General features: G+C 66.9%; 18 protein-coding genes. 12 read left to right on the top strand and 6 right to left on the bottom strand.

The window, feature by feature from the left end:
- Positions 1-254: 254 nt before the first annotated feature.
- The 8 genes from BKE09_RS20575 to BKE09_RS20540 all read left to right on the top strand — a co-directional run bounded on the left by BKE09_RS20575 (position 255) and on the right by BKE09_RS20540 (position 3,365).
- Positions 255-434: a hypothetical protein gene (locus BKE09_RS20575; RefSeq protein ID WP_075677661.1), complete on the top strand. Its 180-nt coding sequence runs from the start codon at positions 255-257 to the stop codon at positions 432-434.
- Positions 435-437: 3 nt separating this feature from the next.
- Entirely contained in the window at positions 438-650 is a 213-nt protein-coding gene (locus BKE09_RS20570) for a hypothetical protein (RefSeq protein WP_075677659.1), read from the top strand.
- Positions 647-1,027, top strand: a complete 381-nt coding sequence (locus BKE09_RS20565) for a hypothetical protein (protein ID WP_240502961.1) — start codon at positions 647-649, stop codon at positions 1,025-1,027. Before BKE09_RS20570 ends, BKE09_RS20565 begins: the two co-directional genes overlap by 4 nt.
- The gene (locus tag BKE09_RS20560; RefSeq protein ID WP_139319698.1) at positions 1,024-1,818 is read left to right on the top strand and encodes a hypothetical protein; all 795 of its coding nucleotides are present in this window, start codon (positions 1,024-1,026) and stop codon (positions 1,816-1,818) included. The genes BKE09_RS20565 and BKE09_RS20560 overlap by 4 nt, the downstream gene beginning before the upstream one ends.
- Positions 1,811-2,050 carry a hypothetical protein gene (locus BKE09_RS20555; protein WP_075677655.1) on the top strand — a complete coding sequence of 80 codons (240 nt, stop codon included), beginning with the start codon at positions 1,811-1,813 and terminating at the stop codon, positions 2,048-2,050. The genes BKE09_RS20560 and BKE09_RS20555 overlap by 8 nt, the downstream gene beginning before the upstream one ends.
- Before the next feature lie 99 nt (positions 2,051-2,149).
- Positions 2,150-2,479 carry a hypothetical protein gene (locus BKE09_RS20550; protein ID WP_075677653.1) on the top strand — a complete coding sequence of 110 codons (330 nt, stop codon included), beginning with the start codon at positions 2,150-2,152 and terminating at the stop codon, positions 2,477-2,479.
- Complete coding sequence (locus tag BKE09_RS20545; RefSeq protein ID WP_075677651.1) at positions 2,476-3,060, top strand: hypothetical protein; 585 nt, start codon at positions 2,476-2,478, stop codon at positions 3,058-3,060. Before BKE09_RS20550 ends, BKE09_RS20545 begins: the two co-directional genes overlap by 4 nt.
- Positions 3,057-3,365 carry a hypothetical protein gene (locus BKE09_RS20540; protein ID WP_075677649.1) on the top strand — a complete coding sequence of 103 codons (309 nt, stop codon included), beginning with the start codon at positions 3,057-3,059 and terminating at the stop codon, positions 3,363-3,365. The genes BKE09_RS20545 and BKE09_RS20540 overlap by 4 nt, the downstream gene beginning before the upstream one ends.
- Positions 3,366-3,560: 195 nt before the next feature.
- On the opposite strand, the gene BKE09_RS20535 is transcribed toward BKE09_RS20540, so the two are convergent.
- Positions 3,561-4,523, bottom strand: coding sequence for a site-specific integrase (locus BKE09_RS20535; protein ID WP_075677647.1), 963 nt, complete (start codon positions 4,521-4,523; stop codon positions 3,561-3,563).
- A gap of 245 nt (positions 4,524-4,768) precedes the next feature.
- Between BKE09_RS20535 and BKE09_RS20530 the strand changes: the two genes are divergently transcribed.
- A complete protein-coding gene (locus tag BKE09_RS20530) occupies positions 4,769-5,311 on the top strand; it encodes a GNAT family protein (protein WP_075677645.1) in 543 nt (180 codons plus the stop codon).
- Positions 5,312-5,426: 115 nt separating this feature from the next.
- Complete coding sequence (locus tag BKE09_RS20525) at positions 5,427-6,866, top strand: GGDEF domain-containing protein (RefSeq protein WP_075677643.1); 1,440 nt, start codon at positions 5,427-5,429, stop codon at positions 6,864-6,866.
- On the opposite strand, the gene BKE09_RS20520 is transcribed toward BKE09_RS20525, so the two are convergent.
- Entirely contained in the window at positions 6,863-8,689 is a 1,827-nt protein-coding gene (locus BKE09_RS20520) for a methyl-accepting chemotaxis protein (protein ID WP_075677641.1), read from the bottom strand. The genes BKE09_RS20525 and BKE09_RS20520 overlap by 4 nt on opposite strands.
- A gap of 624 nt (positions 8,690-9,313) precedes the next feature.
- Here BKE09_RS20520 and BKE09_RS20510 point away from each other — a divergent pair.
- On the top strand, positions 9,314-10,402 hold the full coding sequence (locus BKE09_RS20510) for a DUF5694 domain-containing protein (protein ID WP_075677639.1): 1,089 nt from the start codon (positions 9,314-9,316) through the stop codon (positions 10,400-10,402).
- 62 nt (positions 10,403-10,464) lie between these two features.
- Positions 10,465-10,755 carry a putative quinol monooxygenase gene (locus BKE09_RS20505; protein ID WP_075678331.1) on the top strand — a complete coding sequence of 97 codons (291 nt, stop codon included), beginning with the start codon at positions 10,465-10,467 and terminating at the stop codon, positions 10,753-10,755.
- Position 10,756: 1 nt separating this feature from the next.
- Here the strand turns inward: BKE09_RS20505 and BKE09_RS20500 are convergent, their stop codons facing one another.
- The 4 genes from BKE09_RS20500 to BKE09_RS20485 form a co-directional block, all read right to left on the bottom strand.
- Positions 10,757-10,996, bottom strand: coding sequence for a hypothetical protein (locus BKE09_RS20500; protein WP_240502960.1), 240 nt, complete (start codon positions 10,994-10,996; stop codon positions 10,757-10,759).
- A gap of 77 nt (positions 10,997-11,073) precedes the next feature.
- Entirely contained in the window at positions 11,074-12,468 is a 1,395-nt protein-coding gene (locus BKE09_RS20495; RefSeq protein ID WP_075677635.1) for an efflux transporter outer membrane subunit, read from the bottom strand.
- The gene (locus tag BKE09_RS20490) at positions 12,455-13,618 is read right to left on the bottom strand and encodes an efflux RND transporter periplasmic adaptor subunit (RefSeq protein ID WP_075677633.1); all 1,164 of its coding nucleotides are present in this window, start codon (positions 13,616-13,618) and stop codon (positions 12,455-12,457) included. The genes BKE09_RS20495 and BKE09_RS20490 overlap by 14 nt, the downstream gene beginning before the upstream one ends.
- The gene (locus BKE09_RS20485; protein WP_075677631.1) at positions 13,611-16,829 is read right to left on the bottom strand and encodes an efflux RND transporter permease subunit; all 3,219 of its coding nucleotides are present in this window, start codon (positions 16,827-16,829) and stop codon (positions 13,611-13,613) included. Before BKE09_RS20485 ends, BKE09_RS20490 begins: the two co-directional genes overlap by 8 nt.
- Positions 16,830-17,186: the final 357 nt, after the last annotated feature.

Here is a 17,186-nt window from a genome sequence, read left to right as displayed (position 1 = left end):
GCCGGCCGGGTTCCAACAGCCGGCAACCCATTCCATATCGAGATCTGCCATGACCACATCTGTCGTTGTCGATTTCCACACCGAACCCGAGTTCCCCAAGCTGGACAACGGCGAGCGCCCGAGGATCGAACTGATCCGCGAACAGGTCGCCAGCTACGTCGAGGGCTACACGGTAGCCAAGGGGCTACAAGCCCGCCCGCATCGTTCTGCAGGCCCAAGACCTCATGCACTGCCAGCGGCGGGTCCGCGCTCGCATGCAGAAGCCTCACCGCGACCAAGCAAAGGCCGAGTGGCAGGAGCGCCGCAAAGCCGGGTCGAAGGAGCGTTGGCGCGACGCCAAGCCCGAGCCCGTCGCGTTGGACGGGATGACCTGGTACGGCATCCCCATCGAAGGCGTCGGCTATAGCCGCCATCGCGCCGTCGACAAGCACTGACCCATGGTCAAGCCGGTCCAGATGGACATTTTCGACGACGACCCAGCGCGCGAGGCAGCCGCCTGGCGCGTGCAGGCGGAAGACTCGCTGAAGCACTTCCAGTTCCCTGAATCGATCCGTCTGGAACGGCACGCCTACTACCTCGGCATAGCCGAAGAACTTGAAGCCAGGGCGCGCGGCGCGCGGTCCACCAACAGCAAGGACATGCAGGCATGAGCAACGACAAGACAACGCTGGCGGACGTGCGGCCAGGCGGGAAGGTGAGGTTGGCCCTGAAGCCATGCACTATCCCCTCTCCGGTTAAGGCTGGCGACTGGATCGCCGACGAGCCTGGAATGACTCATCCGGAGATCGCCAAAGTCCAGGAACCGTTCTGGGATGACATCGCCGGCGAATGGGTTGCCAACATCACCATGTATTCGCCCGATGGTCAGCGCGGGCGCTTTGAGCCTGCCGTCCCAATGGAAAGCTGGCGCCGCATACAGCGGCCTGACTTCCCACTGTCGCGTGATCGCACCGGTTTCCGCTGCTGGGGTTCGAGCCTCGAGTACCTGCCGGAACAGACTGCGGATGCCAAGGCGGTGAACTCATGAGCGCCCCGGTAAGAGTCACGGATTCGATGGTTCATGCTTTCGATGATGCCTACTCCAAGAACTGGGAGGCGCAGCGATGCGCCCCCGAAGGAACAAACGAGCAGGGCACGTTCTTTGCCACGCGAGCAGGACTGGAAGCCGCCCTCTCCGCCCATCCTTCCCCGGCCATGGAGTCCATGGGCAAGCGAAAGCTGCATCAACTTCAGGGCGACGGCTTCATCGTCAACGGCGTTGCCATCTTCAATCCTGAGACTGGCCGACGCGGGCTGGTGGACAACCTTGGGTACGTCGGCTGGATGGCCCAGCCCTCCCCGGGCGGTCAGGGGGATGCGCTTTTGGAATCGCTGGTCGCCCGGTGGCGCAACCACGCCGAGGAGATCGGAGTCAGCGACAACCTGCTGTGCCAGAAGATCGCGAACTGCACCATGCGACACGCGGCAGAATTGCAAGCCGCCCTCGCCGCCCGCCAGCCGGTGGGGGAGCCGGTGACCCCGTGGCGCGATCACTCAGCAGCCGTGGATTCCAAAGCGCTGGCGACCGCCACTGAAATCGCCCTGATGTGGGGGAAGGACCGCTCGCAGTTCGTCAGCCGTATCCAGGCTGCGGTGATTGATGCGATGCAGTGGATGAACGGTGGTTTGTTGGAGAAGCCCGCGCAGGCCGAGGACCTGGGGCAGTTCAGGGAGGCGGTGCAGGAAGCGTATGAAAACGCTGACGCCGGAACCCTCAACAAATTCAGCTTGGAAGAGCTGCTGGTCCTGATCGACAGCCAGGCGGTGGGCAATGGCTAAGCGCAAGTTCACCTTTGCCGTCGAGCAGCGCTTGCGTTTCATTGATTTCCTGCTGGCCCAGTACGGCCGCGTGAATCGCAGCGCGCTCATGGACTACTTCGGTATCAGCATGCCCCAAGCATCCATCGATCTGCAGCAGTACCTCGAACACGCTGGGCACGGCCAGATGCGCTACGACGCCTCGGCCAAGGCCTACGTGCGGAATGAGGAGTTCAAGCGATGCTGGCCTTGATCTGCCGCTGGCTTGGGCACAGCCGAGATTGGCCCGAAATGGAGGCGTGCGGCCGTTGCGGCGCGCATATGCCGCTGGATAAGCAGGAGGAGCCCGCCCATGGCTGACCAGCTGCTCACCGCTGCAATGGAGGACCGCTGCCTGATGCGGCCGGAGCAACTGCGCGCCTTCGCTCGCTCCATCCTCGACCGCAAGCTGCGCGCCGGCTGGCGACGGGAGCAGATCCTGCGCATCGAATACGAAGGATTCACGGGGCCGGCGCACGCCGGTTACCTGATCTCCGCAGGAAAGATCTCGGTGTGCCAGGAACACCAGTACCTGATCCGACATACCGACGCGTGGGCCGTGACATTCCGCATGGCCGACCTGCTGCGTGATGAACCCGCACCGCCGCCGGCCGCGCCGGCCCAACTGGACCTGTTCGCATGACCGCACCACTGCCCGTTTCCCCTGCCACCGTTGTCGAGGCCACCAAGGCATCGTCGCCTGTCGCCGAGGTCATCGCGGCTATGCGGCGCATCGATCCTGCCGGCGGAGCTGTTGCCGCCGACCAGGTGCGTGCCTGGTCCGACACTCTGATGACGGCGCTCTACACCGCGCAGCCAGTGCGCTGGGAGTACCGCCACAAGGACGATCACGCGCCGGGCTGCTGGATGCAGGCAGACGCCGGCCATGTCTACGGCGGGCACCAGCGAGGGCTTGTCGTCCGCGCCCTGTTCGAGACCCCGCGCGTAATCCAGCCCGAGAAGGTCCACGACTTCCAGGGCAGGGTCTGCGTCCGCTGTGGCGACAGCGAGGATTGGGCCGGCCCGGATTGTGAGCCGCTGATCCAGAAAGTCGACCCGCGCACCCTGCTCCCATTCGACCCGCAATGGCTGGTCGAGCCGCTGGAATGGCTCAGGGATGCCCGCCCAACTCTCAACCAGTACGAACGCCGCAGGAGGGCGGAACAAGCTGCCTTCCTGCTGGAAAAGCTGGCCGCCCACATCGAGGAGTGCAACAAGCCATGACCCAGGAACATATCAGCCACCCGGAAGGGTTGCCGAACTGCGCCGCCGGCCACCGCGCGCGCCACATCCACGACAAGCGCTGTGCGTCCGCCGGCGGTGGCCACCTGGTCGAGTGCGCCTGCAGGTCGACCAGCAAGCACGCCGATCCCGATGCGGCCATTGCGGCATGGCGCCGACTCAACCGCCCGGCGCGCAGCGCGCGGCCGGCAGCGGTGCCTGCGGCGGTCGACAACGTCCTGCAGTTCCAGCTCGGCCTGGCCGAGCGCAAACCCAAGACCCAGCGCGCGGCGCTGGCGTCGATCTGAAGGAGGGGAATATGGGAGCTGCCGAGAACATCCCATTCGAGCTGCGAGCCATCGGTGCCGAAGAAGTCGGCAGCCTGCTCGGCCTGGCTGCGCGAACGGTGCTGGAGACCGTCGCTTGCAGGCCGGACTTCCCCGTCCGGATCAGCATGCGCCCGGCAACATGGATTGCCGGCGAGGTGCTGGCATGGCGCCAAGCTAACCGAGCCGGTCAGCCAGCTCGTCGGCGTCGGTCTGGTAGTAAATCAAGAGGCTCTTCAGGTCCCGGTGGCCAATGACCCGGGCCAGTTCCATCACGTCCAGTTTCTTCGACAGCCGCCAGATGGCCTCTGCGCGGCTGTCGTGGAAGTGCAGGTTCTCGATCTGAGCGGCATCCCGCGCACGGCGGAACAGGGTGTCTCGTGTGCCGGGGTCCAGATCGAAAACACTATCCGCATCCTGCGGCAGAAGGCTGATGATCTCCCGCGCGCGAGCTGACATTGGCACACGGCGAACGTCGCCGTTCTTGGTCTTCGGCAAGGTCACGGATTTGGCCGACACATCGGCCCACTTCATGCCCAAGATCTCGCCAGCGCGCATCGCCGTCTCCAGGGCGAACATGAAGCACAACGCGACCCGGTGCTGAGCCGTCTCCGGCACGCCGCCGTCATATCCCAGCGCCAGCGTCAGCCGGTCGATCTCCTCCTGCGCCACCCTGCGCTTCCGGCTGGCCGGCGCCTGCGGCCGGTCCACGTCCTTGATCGGGTCCCCGTTCAGCCATCCCCAATCCTTCCGGCAGGATTTGAACACCGACTGCAGCAGGTTCATCTCGCGCCGCACGGAGGCTGGTGCGACCTGGCCCAAGCGGCGCTCGCGCCATTCGGCCAGGTGGATCGGCCGCAGAGCGGGCAGGCGCACGAGCGCCAGGGGATCCCGCTCCAGCAGTCCCAACCGAGCCAGCTCCCACCGAGCGCCCTTGTGTTTCGGCGCCACCTCATCGGCATAGCGGCGCAGGGCGTCCTTCACGGTATTCTCTGGGAGGCGTGCACCCGTCAGCTCGGCCTCGCGCATCAGCGCCCACTGGACCGCCTGCGCCTTCGTGGGGAGGGTGTTCGACTCGCGTCGACCGTCCTTGTAGATCTCGGCACGCCAGGAGGTGCCGCGTCGTTGGATAGATGCCATGCCGACAATGTTCGGCGTAATTCTGGCGTAACGCTATCGGGCAGGAACGGGCCAACGCGTGATTTGAGCAATCCGCGCAGCGCGCGCAAGCTACTGAATCCGTTGGATATAGTCTCTGTTCGGGCCTGACCGGGATTGCGCGGGAAATGTGGCGTAGTGCCTTTCACCGGCACCACTGCATCAAAGGCCAGGTCCATGACCTGGCCTTTTGCATTTCCCGGGCCTGTGCACCGACACTGGCGACGATGCCCGAGCATACCCCTCCCACGCTTGCCGACACCCCGCCCGCACGGTTGCGCCCTCTGCGGGCGTCCGATGCCGCCGCCTGGTCCCACTACCTCTCGCTGCCAGGCGTAATCGAGCACACCAGCTGGGGCGACGTTTCCGAACGGGCGCTGGCGCAGCAGATCACCCGCTATCTGGCTGATGCATCCGATCAGCGCTGGGCGCTGGTGGATGCCGACGACCAGCTGATCGGCACTGTCGGCCTGAACGGCGTCGACCCGTGGCATCGCCGCGGCGAACTCGCCTATGACCTCGATCCGCGCTGGCAGGGACAGGGCCTGGCCACGCATGCGGCGCGGGCAGTGCTTGACTGGGCACATGGCACCTGTGGGCTGGTCCGCATCCAGGCCACCGTTCTGGACAGCAATGCCCGCTCGATCGCCCTGCTGGAACGCCTCGGCATGCAGCGCGAGGGGCGGCTGCGCGCCTATCGCCACGTGCGGGGGCAGCCCCGCGACTTCTGGATGTACGCCCACGTCAACGGCGTCGTGTCACCCCGCTGAAACGCAAATGTGACAGCCGACAAGGTTGCGAATAGAACTGGCGCACACTTTTCTTGCCAGCCTCACGTACTTCTGCCTATCGTGATCCCAGCCGGATCTGGGGGCGGGGGAATGCATGACGTTGCGTGCGGCACTGTTTTTCATGGTCACGCACGCGCTCGTCATTGCCTTGATCGGCCCGCAGGACCCGGTTGGCTCCTACCTGATGCTGATCACCGCCCCCCTTCTGGCGGCACTGGCCTGCGTGCGACGCGCGCGCGACAGCCAGGCGGCCTGCAAATGGCGAACGCTGGGCGCTGCCGTTGGCCTGTTCTCGCTTGCCCTGCTGGCCCTGCTGTATCGCAATGTGGCCGGCCTCAGCCCTGCGCAGATGACCGCCTCGTCGCTGATCCTGTACGTGTTCTACCGGATTCCGCTGACCTACGTCGCCGCCAGCCCGGGCGGCGGCAACCGCTGCATCCGTGCGGTGGACCTGGCGGTCATCGCGCTGCTGTGGTTGCTGTACTTCGTGCATACGCGGGCGATGGCACACCTCAACACCGCATTGTGGACGCAATGCCTGCACACCATGAGCAGCGTGCAGAACAGCCTGGTGTTCTGCTTCGCACTGATCCGCTTCCTGGCCGAGGACAATGCCGACCGTCGCGACTTCTTCCGCACGTTGACCCTCTACGCGCTGGGCTACTTCCTGCTGGCGTTCTACATCAATACCTGGCAGCCACAGGTACCCGATGGTGGCTGGGGCGACCTGCTGATCAGCGGGCTGTTCGTGCTGCTGGCGGTGCTGGCCGGCAGCACGTACCGCCCACCGGCGGAGGCTGTGCCGCGCAACCTCCGCCGCATCGTCGATGCCGGCGTGCCGCTGATGCTGCCGTTGCTGCTGATGATGGTGGCGCTGCTGGTGGCACGCCTGCAGCCGACCCTGGCCACCGTGGGGTTCATCGGCGCCATGCTCGGCTATGCCCTGCGCAGCGTGCTGACCCAGGTGCAGATCCAGCGCGAGCGCGACGAACTGGCGCTGCTGGCCCGGCGCGATCCGCTGACCGGGCTGGGCAACCGGCGCAACTTCGATGAATCACTCGGCAGCGCGCACGGCCGCGCCCGTCGCCAGGGCCTGGGGTTGGCGGTGCTGATGATCGACATCGACCACTTCAAGCGACTCAACGACACCTACGGGCATCCGGAAGGCGATCGCCGCCTGCAGGCAGTCGCCGCGATCCTCGACGGCTGCCTGCAACGCGGTGATGACCTGCTGGCCCGCTACGGTGGCGAGGAGTTCATCGCCGCCCTGCCCGCGCCCGACGCCGCCCACGCCCTGGGCCTGGGCGAGCGCCTGCGCGCCGCCGTGGAAGCCGCCGCCCTGCCCGCCGCCGAGGCCCACGTGACCATCAGCATCGGCGTGGCCTGGCAGGCCGCGCATGAGCAGGCCGACCCACGAGGCCTGGTCGACCGGGCCGACCAGGCCCTGTACCGGGCCAAGCATGCCGGCCGCAACTGCGTGCATGCTGCCCCGGCCCTCGAGGCCGGGGAACACCACTCCGACCGCCGGGCCTAGACCGCGCGCAGCACCGTCGCGCCATGCAGGTGCCCCGCCCCACCCTGCACGCGGAAGCTGGCCACGGTCTGCAGCAGCTGCGCTGACTGCTCTTCCATGCTGCGCGCCGCGGCCGAGGCTTCCTCGACCAGCGCAGCGTTCTGCTGGGTGCCCTGGTCGATCAGGTCGACGGCATGGTTCATCTGCTGGATGTCGTCGCTCTGCTGCTGTGCGGCCGTGCTGATCTCGGACATCAGGTCACTGACCCGGCGCACGTTGACCACGATCTCGTCCATGGTGCGGCCGGCGCTCTCAACCTGCGCGGTGCCGGCGCCGACATTGGCCACCGACGCATCGATCAGCTGCTTGATCTCCTTGGCGGCACTGGCCGAGCGCTGCGACAGTTCGCGGATCTCGGTGGCGACCACGGCGAAGCCACGCCCGTGTTCACCCGCACGCGCGGCTTCCACCGCAGCGTTCAAGGCAAGGATGTTGGTCTGGAAGGCGATGCCATCGATCACGCCGATGATGTCGACGATGCGCCGCGAGGACGCGTTGATCACCGCCATGGTCTCCACCACTTCGTGCACCACGTTGCCGCCGCGCGCGGCGACGTCGGCGGCGCCACCGGCCAGCTGGCTGGCCTGCCGTGCGTTGGTCGCGGTGCGCTGCACGGTCTCGGCCAGGCCCTTCATCGACACCGCGGTCTCCTCCAGCGACGCTGCCTGCTGCTCGGTGCGCTGCGACAGATCGCTGTTGCCCTGTGCGATCTCGGTTGCGCCGACGGCGATGGTGTCGGCGGCGAACTTGATCTGGCCGATGATCGCGGCCATCGCCTCGACCAGCGAGTTCACGCCTTCGCACAGCTCGGCGATCGGCCCGTTCTTGTCGGCGGTGGCCACGCGCCGGGTCAGGTCGCCCTCCTTGGCGGCCGCCACCACTTCACGGGTCTGTGCCACGGCGCGCTGCATGGCCTGGTTCTCATGCACCTGCGTGGTGATGTCGGTGGCGTACTTGACGACCTTGAACGGCTTTCCGTTGAGGTCCAGGATCGGGTTGTAGGACGCCTGGATCCAGACCTCGCGCCCGCCCTTGCCGAGGCGCCGGTACTGGCCGGCATCGTATTCGCCACGGCCCAGTTTCTCCCAGAACTGGCGATACTCGGGACTGCCGCGATACTCGGGTTCGACGAACAGCGAATGGTGCTGGCCACGCACGTCATCCAGGCTGTAACCGGTCGCTGCCAGGAAGTTGTCGTTGGCCGACAGGATGCGGCCATCCATGCTGAACTCGATCACCGCCTGCGACTTGTCGATCGCCGCCAGCTGCCCGGCCGAGTCGGCCGCCTGCAGCTTCTGCGCGGTGATGTCAGTGGCGAACTTGACCACTTTGTACGGACGCCCCTGACGGTCCAGCACCGGGTTGTACGAGGCCTGGATCCAGATCTCGCGCTGGCCCTTGCCGAAGCGCCGGTACTGGCCAGCGTCATATTCGCCACGTCCCAGCCGCGCCCAGAAGTCACGGTATTCGGCGCTGCGCGCCTGCTCGGGATCGACGAACAGGGAATGGTGCTTTCCCTGGATCTCCTCCAGCCGGTAGCCCATCGCCTGCAGGAAGTTGTCGTTGGCCTGCAGGATGGTGCCGTCGAGGGCGAACTCGATGACCGCCTGGACCCGGTGCAGCGCCGCGACCTGCGCCTCGAGTTCGGCACGGCCATCGGCCGCCGCCTCGACGCCGGTGCGGTGCTGGGGTGCCAGCGCGCCCAGCAGGGCACGCCACGGCGACCAACGGGTATGCAGCTCGGCCGGCGCCTGCGCGCCTGCCGTGAAGCCTGGAATGAGCATTGTCTGATCCTCGGTGTCCGGTAAGCGGTTGCGACCCGACGGGCGGGATGCCCGGCGGCAACTTCAGTTGCTTGGGACTACAGGTACCGGCAGGCACCCCTCGAGCGGCTGGCAAGAACGTCTGGTGCGGGTGCGATCGGCATAGGGAGCGGCGGAACACACAGCGCGGGCCGCCCGTCGGGGGCAGCCTGGGGTCCTGCAGCGGGCGACTGGAGCGGGATCCAGAGGGAATATCGGCGATGCGATCGGTGGCTTTAGCCGGATTCCGCGACGTCCGTCGCAACTTCAGATGCTGCTGCAGGGATGCGGTAGACAATCGCCGTGCACTTCACACCTTGCTCACGCGCGACGGGGACCCCGCCGAGTGATTCCGCCAGGTGCCGGCTGGACAGGTTCTGCTCGGCCACCGGGTAGCGGAAGGCCGTGCGCTCAGCCGTCGGCTGTCGATGGTCCAGTCGTCAGGGCAGATGTCGCGCAGGGTTGCCGTCATTGGGCTCAGCCTCGCCCGGGACGCCGATGCAGTTCAAGCCGGAAAGGTTTGCATGACCAACGGGAGATTCCGTAACGGATGAAAAGGCCCAGCATGCAGCGATCGGCAGGATTGTTCACTGACATGGAGATCGTATGTTCGCTCGCTTGGGCAGCCTCATCATCCTCGGCCTGTGCAGCACCGGCGCGCTGGCCGCCGACGCCGGCTATCGGCCCGCCTTCCAGCCGGATCAGCTGAAGGGGCCGCCCCCGGGCCGCCCGAACGAAGTGCTGGTGCTCGGCACGCCCCATCTTTCCGGGCTGCCGAAGACCTTCACTCCGGAGTTGCTGGAGCCCCTGCTGACGCGCTTGCAGGCCTGGCACCCGACCGCCATCGCCGTGGAGAACCTGTCCGGCCTGCAGTGCGACTTCATGCGTCGCAACCCCACCCGCTACGCCGACAGTGTCGAGACCTACTGCATCGATCCGGCACCGGCCCAGGCCGCAACCGGCCTGGACGTCCCCAGCGCCAACGCCGAGATGGAGCGCCTGCTCGCGCAGTGGCCCACGGACCCCACGCCCGCGCAGCGCCGCCGCCTGGCTGCCGTGTTCCTGGCCGCCGGTGAGAATGGCTCGGCGGTGGTGCAATGGTTGCGCCTGCCCAAGGACGAACGTCGCGCAGCCGACAGCCTGACACCGGAGCTGGTGCAGTTCCTCGACAAGCGAATGGCCAAGCGCGACGAGGTCGGCATGATCGCCGGCGTACTCGCCGCGCGCCTGGGCCTGGAGCGCTTGTGGTCGGTCGATGACCACACGGCCGACGCCCCCATCCCGAAGGCGCAGGAGAAGGCTTACGGTGCGGCCCTGAAAGCAGCCTGGGACAACCCGGCAAGTGCGGCACGATTCGCCGCGGACGAACCGCTGGAGGCCAATCTGGGCAAGCCCGATGGCCTGCTTGCGCTCTATCGCAACTACAACGCCCCGGAAACGGCGATGACTGTCTACAACAGCGACTTCGGCGCCAACCTGGTCGAACCGTCACCCGAGGCCTTCGGCCGCAACTACGTCGGCTACTGGGAAACCCGCAACCTGCGCATGGTCGCCAACATGCGCGACGTGCTGGGCCAGCACCCCGGCAGCCGCATGCTGACCATCGTCGGTGCCTCGCACAAGGGCTACTACGAGGCCTACCTCAACCAGATGCACGATGTGCAGCTGGTCTCAGCGGACGAAGTATTGCGCTGACGATGGATAGTGCCGGCCCGACGCCGGCACTATCCTACGGGGCCCGCTTTGCAGGTGCCGACATGCTCAAGGTGATCGCCGAAGACTTCATTCACCCGGAGGCCCTGGCCACCGTCCTTCCGCTGTACCGGGAGCTGGTCGCCTGCACGCAGCGGGAGCCGCTGTGCATCAGCTACGAACTGTTCGTTGACGAGAAGGATCCCGGGCACTTCGTCTTCATCGAGCTATGGCCCGACCACGCCGCACTCGACGCCCACTGCGCCAGCGAGCACTTCCAGCGTCTGGTGCCGCAGATCAATGCCTACCAGCGCGCACCCTGCCGGTTCGTGCTGATGAAGGCCGCTGCGCTGTAGATCATCCAGCGGTGGTCCGGCGCGGTGGCCGGCGGGCACGCCACAGCACCGCGCTTGCTGCCAACGTGCAGGCCAGCGTCAGCACCAGCAACGTCACCGCGCCGCCTTGCAGCACCGGCAGCAACGCCTTCGCATGCAGGTCGTCGCGCAGTTGTTCCAGGCGCAGCCAGCTGGCCAGCGCCAGGCACCAGCCGACCATGGCCGGCGCATAGGCGGCAACGACGTTTCGATTCCAGGCCATCATCGTCAGCTCTCATGTCCGGGGGAGCGGCGATTGTTCCGCCCTGCCCTCTCACAGGCTGAGACCGCCTCCCGCCGCTACCGCCTCCATCCACCGCCCAACGCCGCCATCAGCGCCGCACTCGCCTGCAGCTGCTGGCTCTGGATGTCCTGCAGGCCGAGTTGCGCCTGGCGCGCATCGGTCTGCGCGCTGACCACGTCCAGATAGCTCACCGCACCACCGGTGTAGCGGTCATGCGCGATCTGCTCCGCACGCTGCGCGGCCTGCACCGCCTCCTGTTCGTGGCCGCGCTGGGCATCGAGCTGGCGCAGCAGGGTCAGCTGATCTTCCACTTGGCGGATCGCCGCCAGCACGGTGGCCCGGTATTGCGCCGACGCAGCATCGAATTCGGCCTCGGCCCCGGCCTTGGCAGCCTTGCGGCGGCCGCCATCGAACACCGGTAGTGCAGCCAACGGGCCGAGTGCCCAATAACGGTTGCCCGCATCCAGCAGGGCGCTGCCACCCGAGGTCTGGCCACCCAGCAACCCGGTCAGGCTGAGCTGCGGGAACCACGCGGCGCGGGCCACACCGATGCCGGCATTGGCGGCGAACACCCGCCGCTCGGCGGCAGCGATATCCGGCCGTCGCTGCAGCAGGTTGCTGGGCAGATCGGCCGGCACCGTCGGCAATGCCGGCAGGCCTTCAGTAGCGACAGTGAACCCGCTGGCCGGCCTGCCGACCAGTTCGGCAATGGCATGCCGCAGCAGGTCGTGGCGCGCATCGAGCGCATCCAGATCGGCCTGCGCGCTCGCCAGCTGATGCCGCGCACGGGACACATCCAGCTCCGACGCGATCTCGCCACGGAATCGGTCTTCGGTCAGCGCCAGCGCCTGCTGGTAGTCCTCGATGCTCTCGCGCAGGATCAGCTGCTGCGCCTCGGCGCCCCTCAGCTGCAGGTAGAGCCCGGCCAGCTGCTGCGACAGGCTCAGCCGCGCGGCGGCCAGGTCGTCGCCACTCGCATCGGCGCGCGCCCTGCCGGCGGCCGCCGCGTTGCGCAGCCGCCCCCACAGGTCAAGATCGAACGACAGCGAAAACGTGGCGGTATTGCTGTCATAGATGGCCGGCTGGGTCGCACTGCGCAGCGGCTTGTCATCGGACTGGCGCTGGCGCACCGGGCCCGTGTTGAAGCCCACCTGCGGTGCGCGCGCCGATGCCACTTCGCCCGCAGCGGCACGTGCAGCATCGTAGTGCGCCACGGCCAGTGCCAGCGTCGGATTGGCCTGCTCCAGCTGTTGCTGCAGCTGGTCCAGCACCGGGTCATCGAAGGCCTGCCACCACGCCTGTGCCATCGGTGCGGTGGCCACCGCCGCCTCAACCTGCTCGTAGGCCATCGGCATCGTCACCGAGGGCACCTGGTAGGCCGGCGCCAGCGAACAGCCGCCCAACAGCAGCGTCGCCAGCGCAAGCGCACCGACACGCTCAGCCGCGGGCATGCGCGGGCTCCTGCTCACCGGCCACCACATGCACATGGTCACCTTCGCGCAACGCATCGGGCGGATTGGGAATGACCCGGTCGCCCGCCTTCAAGCCGCGGTCGATGCGCAACGTGCTGCCCAGATCACTGACGATATGGATGTCGCGCAGATGCACGATGTCCTTGGCGTCGACCACTGCCACCTGCGTACCCTTGGCACGGAAGATCAGCACCTCGGCCGGCACGCTCACGCCGGCGCCGCCGTCCTGCAGCGGCAGGGTCACTTCCGCGTAGCTGCCGGGCAGCAGTGCGCTGTCGGCGTTGTCGACCACGAACTGCGCCAGCAGGGTGCCCGAGCTGCGGTCGATCGCACTGGAATCCCCCTGCAGCGTTGCGGTGAAATGGCGCCCTTCCTGGCCCGGCACCTGCAACGTGGCCTGCAGCCCGGAACGGATGCTGGCCGCGCTGTTCTGCGGCACCGGCACCATCAGCCGCAAGCGGCGGGTATCGGCGATGTTGAACAGCTCACGACCACTGTCGTCGGCACGGATCAGCTGGCCGACATCGGTCTGCCGCGAGGTGACGGTGCCATCGAACGGCGCACGCAGGGTGCGGTAGCGCCCGAGCTCCTGCAAGCGCGCATAGTCGGCCTGCGCTGCTTCCACGCTGGCCTGGGCGGCCACCGCATTGGCCTGCTTCTCGTCGGCTTCCTGGCGCGACACCGAATGGCTGCCGAGCATGCCCTGCCAACGCTCGGCGCTGACCTTGGCCAACGCTGCGTCTGCCTGTACCTGCAGCAGATGGGCGTGGGCCTGGGCGATCTGCTGGTCCAGTTCCGGGCTGTCGATCACCGCCAGCACCTGTCCAGCCTTGACCGCCTGGCCGATGTCGGCGCTCCACGACTTCAGGTAGCCGCCCACGCGGGCATGGATCGGTGCCTCGGTCCAGGCACTCAGGTGTGCCGGCAGGGTCATGGTTCCTGCAGCGCCCTGCCCGCCAGCGATGACCACCTGCACGGACGGGACCGCCTGGCGCTCAGTCCACTCGACCACGGCGTGTGCCTGCTGCGCTCGCAGGGCAAGACCACCGGCCACCAGGGCGAGCGCAACCGCCGCGGCCAGGAGCAAGGGACGGCGCAGCGAACGCTGCGGCAGCGAAGACTCAGACATGCAGGGGTTCTCCGGCAGGAGCAGAACGGGTTTTGCGGGAGTGGGCCAATGCGAACACCACCGGAACGAACAACAACGTGGCGCAGGTCGCGAGCAGCAGGCCACCGATCACCGCGCGGCCGAGTGGCGCGTTCTGTTCGGTGGACAGTGCGGTCGGCAGCATGCCCAGGATCATCGCCAGCGCTGTCATGCAGACTGGGCGGAACCGGGTGAATCCTGCTTCAAGCGCGGCCTTGGCCGCGTCACCATGCTCGGCCAGGCGCTCGCGGCAGAAGCTGACCACCAGGATCGAATTGGCCGTGGCCACGCCCATGCACAGGATGGCGCCGGTCAACGCGGGTACCGACAACGTGGTGTGGGTCAGGAACAGCATCCAGACCACGCCGGCCAGACCCGCCGGCAATGCGGTGATGATCACGAACGGATCGGTCCAGGACTGGAAATTGATGACGATCAGCAGGTAGATCAGCACGATCGCCGCCAGCAGGCCGTAACCGAGGCCGGTGAATGCCACATGCAGCGCATCGATCTGCCCATGCAGTCCCACCTCGGTACCCCGGGGGCGCTGGCCGGCCATGCCATCGATGACCTTCTGCACATCGGCCGCCACCGCGCCGAGGTCCCGATCCTGCACGCTGGCGTACAGATCCAGCGTGGGCTGCACGTTGTAGTGGGTGACCACCGCGGAACTGGCCCCGCGCTGGATGTCAGCCAGGCCGCCCAGCACCTGCGGAGTACCGCTGCTGCCGGTCACCGGCAGCGCCTGCAGCGCGGCCAGGCTGTCCATGCGGTATTGCGGCGTGGCCGCCACGACGCTGTAGGAAATGCCATTCTTCGGGCTCAGCCAGAACGTCGGAGCAACCTGGCCGCTGCCGGCCAACGACGCCACCATGCTGTTGGTGACATCGCGTTCTGTGATGCCCAGGCCATTGGCGCGCAGGCGGTCAACATCCACCTTCAGGGTCGGATAGCCATCAGGCTGCTGCAGGCGCAGGTCGACCAGGCCCGGCACGTGGCGCAGGCGACGCTGCAGCTCCTGGGCATAGGCGCGGTTACCGGCGGCATCCGGCCCGGCAATGCGCACGTCCAGCGGTGCCGGCGAACCGAAGTTGAGGATCTGGCTGCTGGTATCGGCGGGCAGGAACGCAAAGCTGACGCCCGGGAAGGCGGCCGGCAGCACCTCCCGCAGGCGTCGCGCATACTCGGCCGCATCGCCGTGGCCCAGCTTCAGTGACACCTGGATGTCGCCATCCTGCGGGCCGATGGTGCCGCTGGCGCTGTAGGCCATGTTGATGCCGGTCATTGGCAGGCCCAGGTTGTCGACGATGGCGTCGATCTCATGCGCCGGCACTTCCTGGCGGATGCGCGATTCGATGCGATCGAACGCCGCTGCGGTTTCCTCGATGCGGGTGCCCAGCGGCAGGCGTACGTGCAGCGACAACGCGCTGGCTTCGGTGGCCGGGAAGAAGTCCTGGCCCAGTGCCGGCAGCAGCGCGAAGGACACCATCACGCAGGCCATGAAGCCGATCAGGAAGCGACCGCGATGTGCCAGCGCCAGACCGAGCAGTGCGTGGTAGCGGTCACGGGTGGCGGAGAAGCCGGCCTCGAAACGCTGCTGCCAGTGCACCAGCGTGGCCGTCAGGCGTGCACGACGCGGCCGCGGATGATCACCCTCGTGATGGTTGAGGAACGCGTCCTCGGGATGATGCCCGACCCCGCCTTCCACGCGATGCGGCCGCAGCAGGTACAGCGCCATGGTCGGCACCAGGGTGCGCGAGAGCACGAAGGAGCTGCCCATGGCGAAGATGACCGCCAGCGCCATCGGCCGGAACAGGTAACCGGCGATGCCATCAAGCAGGAACATCGGCACGAACACGATGCAGATGCACAGCAGCGATACGAACGCCGGGCCGACGATCTGCGCGGCGCCATCGAGGATCGCCTCGCGCACCCCCTTGCCCTGCTCCAGATGCCAGTTGACGTTCTCGATGGTGACCGTGGCATCGTCGACCAGGATGCCCACGGCCAGCGCCAGGCCGCCCAGCGTCATCACGTTGAGGGTCTGCCCGGCGGCCGACAGCAGCGCGATGGCCGACAGCACCGCCAGCGGGATCGAGGCGGCAATGATGACGGTCGAACGCCAGCTGCCGAGGAACACCAGGATCATCACACTGGTCAGCAGCGCGGCGATGATGCCCTCGCGGGCGACGCTGCTGATCGATTCGCGCACGAAGGTGGACGCATCGCCCAGCAACGAGATCTTCAGCGACGGCGGCAGCGACTCCCCGATCTGCGGCAGCATCGCGCGGATGCGGCTGACGAGCGTGAGCGTGGATGCATCACCATTCTTCAACGCGGCCATCAGCACCGAATGGCCGCCGTTGACCCGCACGATGTTGGTCTGCGGCGGCGAGCCGTCGCGCACGTGTGCCACCTGGCCGATGGTGACCACCGCACCATTGACGGTCCGGATCGGCAGGTCATTGAGCGCTTCGATCTCATTGGGGCTGTTGTTGAGCAGCACGGTGAATTCATTGCTGCCCAGCTTGGCGGTGCCGACCGGGGTGATCTGGTTCTGCGCCGCCAGGGCGTTGCCCACGTCCTGGGCCGACAGCCCCTTGGCGGCCATCGCCTGCGGGTCCAGGTCGAGGGTGATCTGGCGCTGCTTGCCGCCGTAGGGGGCGGGAATGGCCAGACCCGGAATCGAGGTCAATGGCGGGCGCACCGTGTTCTGCGCAAGATCGCGGATCTGCGACTCACCCAGCGTCGGGCTGGAGAACGCCATCTGCAGCACCGGCACGGTGGAGGCGCTGTAGTTGAGGATCAATGGCGGCGTCATGCCGGCCGGCATCTGCTTGACCATGGTCTGCGAGATCGCGGTGATCTGCGCATTGGCGGTGCGGATGTCCACGCCGGGCTGGAAGAACACCTTCACCACGCCCATGCCGGCCAGCGACTGCGATTCGATGTGCGCGATGTCGTTGACGGTGGTGCTGAGCGCACGCTCGTACGGCGAGATCACCCGCCCGGCCATCGCATCGGGCGACAGGCCGGTGTACTGCCAGACGACGGCGACGACCGGGATGCCGATATCGGGAAACACATCGGTGGGGGTGCGCAGCGCGCTGAGCGGACCGACGATGCAGATGAAAATGGCCATAACCACGAAGGTGTAAGGCTTGTTGAGCGCGGTCCTGACCAACCCGAGCATGCGGCTCTCCAACGGTGCCACTGCCCACCGTGGGCAGCGCAGGTCGGCAAGTATCGGCGTTGCCAGCTAAAACAAGGCTGTGCCGCAGATGAAACATATTTCATGAAGGGGTTTTGTTGCAGGGCTGCGCCCTGCACCTGCGGTAGTGCCGGCCGCTGGCCGGCAACAGCAGCAGCAACAGCGGGCATTCCGTGGGATGGCGGGGCGGTGTCGGAGTGCGGGGACGCCGTAAACCCACAGTGCCCCGCCTTCGACAGTTTCACGCGGCTGTTGAAAACTGAGACTGTTGGTCCGCGCGGCTGTTGGTAGGTGTCGACCGTTGGTCGACACATCTGTCAGATATCAAATTTCATTTGG

The organism is Stenotrophomonas sp. TD3 (assembly GCF_001939825.1).
Taxonomy (GTDB): Bacteria; Pseudomonadota; Gammaproteobacteria; order Xanthomonadales; family Xanthomonadaceae; genus Stenotrophomonas.
The sequence above is the reverse complement of the archived record's forward strand: the minus strand, read 5'-3'. Positions and strand labels throughout refer to the sequence as shown.

Coding starts and splice junctions, on each gene's coding strand:
- BKE09_RS20555 (WP_075677655.1), top strand. CDS start 1,811: ATGGCTAAGCGCAAGTTCACCTTTGCCGTCGAGCAGCGCTTGCGTTTC.
- BKE09_RS20570 (WP_075677659.1), top strand. CDS start 438: ATGGTCAAGCCGGTCCAGATGGACATTTTCGACGACGACCCAGCGCGC.
- BKE09_RS20535 (WP_075677647.1), bottom strand. CDS start 4,523: ATGGCATCTATCCAACGACGCGGCACCTCCTGGCGTGCCGAGATCTAC.
- BKE09_RS20485 (WP_075677631.1), bottom strand. CDS start 16,829: ATGCTCGGGTTGGTCAGGACCGCGCTCAACAAGCCTTACACCTTCGTG.
- BKE09_RS20525 (WP_075677643.1), top strand. CDS start 5,427: ATGACGTTGCGTGCGGCACTGTTTTTCATGGTCACGCACGCGCTCGTC.
- BKE09_RS20560 (WP_139319698.1), top strand. CDS start 1,024: ATGAGCGCCCCGGTAAGAGTCACGGATTCGATGGTTCATGCTTTCGAT.
- BKE09_RS20540 (WP_075677649.1), top strand. CDS start 3,057: ATGACCCAGGAACATATCAGCCACCCGGAAGGGTTGCCGAACTGCGCC.
- BKE09_RS20575 (WP_075677661.1), top strand. CDS start 255: ATGCAGAAGCCTCACCGCGACCAAGCAAAGGCCGAGTGGCAGGAGCGC.
- BKE09_RS20490 (WP_075677633.1), bottom strand. CDS start 13,618: ATGTCTGAGTCTTCGCTGCCGCAGCGTTCGCTGCGCCGTCCCTTGCTC.
- BKE09_RS20500 (WP_240502960.1), bottom strand. CDS start 10,996: ATGGCCTGGAATCGAAACGTCGTTGCCGCCTATGCGCCGGCCATGGTC.
- BKE09_RS20495 (WP_075677635.1), bottom strand. CDS start 12,468: ATGCCCGCGGCTGAGCGTGTCGGTGCGCTTGCGCTGGCGACGCTGCTG.
- BKE09_RS20565 (WP_240502961.1), top strand. CDS start 647: ATGAGCAACGACAAGACAACGCTGGCGGACGTGCGGCCAGGCGGGAAG.
- BKE09_RS20545 (WP_075677651.1), top strand. CDS start 2,476: ATGACCGCACCACTGCCCGTTTCCCCTGCCACCGTTGTCGAGGCCACC.
- BKE09_RS20550 (WP_075677653.1), top strand. CDS start 2,150: ATGGCTGACCAGCTGCTCACCGCTGCAATGGAGGACCGCTGCCTGATG.
- BKE09_RS20505 (WP_075678331.1), top strand. CDS start 10,465: ATGCTCAAGGTGATCGCCGAAGACTTCATTCACCCGGAGGCCCTGGCC.
- BKE09_RS20510 (WP_075677639.1), top strand. CDS start 9,314: ATGTTCGCTCGCTTGGGCAGCCTCATCATCCTCGGCCTGTGCAGCACC.
- BKE09_RS20530 (WP_075677645.1), top strand. CDS start 4,769: ATGCCCGAGCATACCCCTCCCACGCTTGCCGACACCCCGCCCGCACGG.
- BKE09_RS20520 (WP_075677641.1), bottom strand. CDS start 8,689: ATGCTCATTCCAGGCTTCACGGCAGGCGCGCAGGCGCCGGCCGAGCTG.